This window comes from Lactobacillus sp. UMNPBX17 (genome assembly GCF_002553735.1).
Lineage (GTDB): Bacteria > Bacillota > Bacilli > Lactobacillales > Lactobacillaceae > Lactobacillus > Lactobacillus gallinarum.
Map to the genome: position 1 here is coordinate 1 of NZ_PCYT01000109.1, position 2484 is coordinate 2484.

Consider the following 2484-nt stretch of genomic DNA (forward strand, 5'->3'; position numbering starts at 1 on the left):
CTTTGCCAAGATAGGCAGCAGCTTCTTTTAAATACATAATTCTAGACATAAAAAAATCTCACCACCTTGTAGCGAGATTATAACACACTTTATAATACTTAAGAAACACAATTACACATATATTTTTAAACTTGTTGAAACTCCAATTTTCATAGCAATCCCCCTGTCCAATTTTAATAAAAATAGCACTTTATATTTTTTAGTCAATGAAAAAAGCAGCAATGAAATTAATCATTGCTGCAAAACTCCAATTATCAATAGTGATCCTTACATGAATATATAGTTATCATTGATTTATGACAGTCATAGACGATCCGATTTTTCGAATCGATTCGTCTTGACCATAACCCTGATAGATTTCTCTTTAAGGGCTCAGGCTTACCAATACCTGTAAATGGATGTCTTTTCATATCTTTCACAAGATCGTTTATTCTTGATACCTTTTTACAATCACCATCGTCATACCAATACACATAGTCGTTCCAACCATCATCCGTCCATGCTACGATCATGATTTTGTTACCTGCTCAGGATCAATTAGTTCATGTTGCTTTATCGTGCCTTCACTAACTTGTTTACGCCCTCTTTCAATCTTGTCCATTAGGTATTGATTAGATTGAATTTCTAATGTTTCAACCAAGGCATCATAATCTTCTTTACCTAATACAACCACATTATCCTCTGGTTCTTTATTAGTTACGATCAAAGGTTCACTATCATCATTGACTTGCTTAAAATAATGCTTTAAATTTTTACGAAAATTACTGTAATTAACCGCATCCATAGACTAATCCCTCCTTATATTGTACAACTTATTGTACTATATTTTTACTTATATTACTACCAAAAGCAATAATCGTAAATGGTTGAAAAAATGATTAACCATGGGACAGTTCAATTAGAGACACATTGTGGTGATCATTTGACCGCTCTTCTTTACAAAAAAAGCAATGATCCAGTCGACCACTGCTATTTATTTACTTCTTTTTCTCAATCACAAAATAATATCCTGCTGTCAAAATTTGAGCAACTCCCTCAAGTGCAATCGCCCAATCTGCACCAAAACGCGCTACAATCAGCCCGCCTAAAAATGAGCCAATCGGAATCATCGATGATAGAATCGAGTCATTGATCGTCTCTACTCGACCTAAAACATGCGGACTAAAGCTCTCTTGCACCAACACTTTGAAGTTAATATTCATCATCACAATCCATAATTCGGACGTGAAAAACAGAATTAACAGCAAAATTGGCATCCCTTTGGGTACAGCTGGCTCAAGCACAATCGCCAAGCCAGACAATGCCAGACATACAACGACCAATCTTTCAATTTTATTTTTATCAAAAGTTAGCCGTTGAATTAACATGCTGCCAACTAGCCCACCTATTGATGAAGCTAGTTCTAAACTACCATAGCCAATCGCTGATTTAGTCAAATGCTCCGTTGCAAAATAAGGCAGACCAACAGACGAAATCCCATAGAACAAGTTAGTCACTGCAAAAGGCATGATCAAGCGTGCTATCTTGTCTTCTTGTTTCAAAGTCTGCCAGCCCTTAAGCAGATCTTGCCAATAGTTTTCCGTAAAATACTCGCTCGTAGATTCAGGCAACAATAATTTCCTGGGCAGAATCAACTTGGTATAAAAGGCTAGAGCACCTGCAAAAAATACTGCAGAAATGATCACTGTGAAATCAAGTGACACCCAAGTAATCAATAATGTTGCCGCTGCATTCAAGAACAAATCCAGCGTCTTATAAGTCATTTGAAAAACGCCGTTTACTTTAGCTAGTTTCGTTTTCGAAACGATGACTGGCAAAATTTTTTCTTCTGCAGGGTAAATCAAAGTCGAGCCGATCGTTGAAATAACGTATATTGCTAACAAAAACCAAATTGTTAGATTTTGCCACAGCTTAGCTTGAAACAACAACGTCGCTATAACGCTAGTAACGATCTGCACTACCGTTACAATTTTAAGCATCTTTTTGATATAGATGCGATCAATTAGTGGACCCAAAGTAAACGACAGCATATCAATTGATGAGTCCGCAATGAAAATCAGGGACAAAATCACTGGTGAATTAAAGCGCACCTTAAAGAACCACAAAATTGCCATGTAAAATAGTGAATCTGCGATGTTAGTTAACACTCGTCCAGCTAATAATCGTCTGACATTGACATTTTCTTTTTCGATTAAGTTAAACATTTTCCCATTCCTTTTCACAACACTGCTAATGTCGCTGAAAGCCAGGGAAAATTACTATTCAGTTGTAGTTTAAAATCCCAGACTTTCAGCTAAAAATCTGGGTTAAGCCTTAAGTAGCGTTTGACGAATGAAAGGAAATAATTCATTCTCAAACTTAAACCTAAAATGTCGCGCATTTTAGTCCTCGCTTTCTGTAAAAATTAAGGTAATTATAGCACGAATAATGAGACTGTAAAATAGTTTGTGTAAGGATGAATGATTCCTTAAATTTATTTCTTTA

The 2484-nt window shown here is 35.8% G+C and carries 3 protein-coding genes; all 3 read right to left on the reverse strand.

The features are described 5' to 3' along the window. Window positions 1–254: 254 nt before the first annotated feature. The 3 genes from CP368_RS09655 to CP368_RS09665 all read right to left on the reverse strand — a co-directional run bounded on the left by CP368_RS09655 (window position 255) and on the right by CP368_RS09665 (window position 2204). Window positions 255–512 (reverse strand): Txe/YoeB family addiction module toxin, encoded by a 258-nt coding sequence (locus tag CP368_RS09655; protein ID WP_098046038.1) that lies wholly within the window; start codon window positions 510–512, stop codon window positions 255–257. Continuing rightward, window positions 509–784, reverse strand: coding sequence for a type II toxin-antitoxin system Phd/YefM family antitoxin (locus CP368_RS09660; RefSeq protein WP_013087009.1), 276 nt, complete (start codon window positions 782–784; stop codon window positions 509–511). Before CP368_RS09660 ends, CP368_RS09655 begins: the two co-directional genes overlap by 4 nt. Window positions 785–977: 193 nt before the next feature. Continuing rightward, a complete protein-coding gene (locus tag CP368_RS09665; protein WP_089146286.1) occupies window positions 978–2204 on the reverse strand; it encodes an MFS transporter in 1227 nt (408 codons plus the stop codon). Window positions 2205–2484 lie beyond the last annotated feature (280 nt).